Annotated in this window: 1 protein-coding gene; it reads right to left on the reverse strand. The window is 38.3% G+C overall.

Annotated features, from left to right (window positions below):
• The coding region (locus tag AB4512_RS22785; protein WP_372175806.1) for a LysR family transcriptional regulator at positions 1-194 on the reverse strand (194 nt) is incomplete at its 3' end.
• Positions 195-253: the final 59 nt, after the last annotated feature.

A 253-nucleotide genomic window follows, 5' to 3' on the forward strand; every position in this document is an offset into this window, starting at 1 on the left:
TTATCCCCTTGGTTAGATAGAGTTAGTTTGTTCTTACTCCGAATGAAAAGTTGGACTCCCAAGCCTTGTTCAAGCCCGACAATTCGTCGACTTACAGTAGAAAGTGGCAGTTTTACTCGTTCACTGGCTTTTTTCATACTGCCGTATTTTGCGACCTGACAAAATACATAATAGTCGTCTATTTGATTCTTCATGTTTTACCGCTCTAAATTCGACCCTTTCTTAAAGAGTAACACATGAAAATACATACACA

This window comes from Vibrio sp. 10N.222.52.B7, from assembly GCF_041474275.1.
Taxonomy (GTDB): domain Bacteria; phylum Pseudomonadota; class Gammaproteobacteria; order Enterobacterales; family Vibrionaceae; genus Vibrio; species Vibrio crassostreae_C.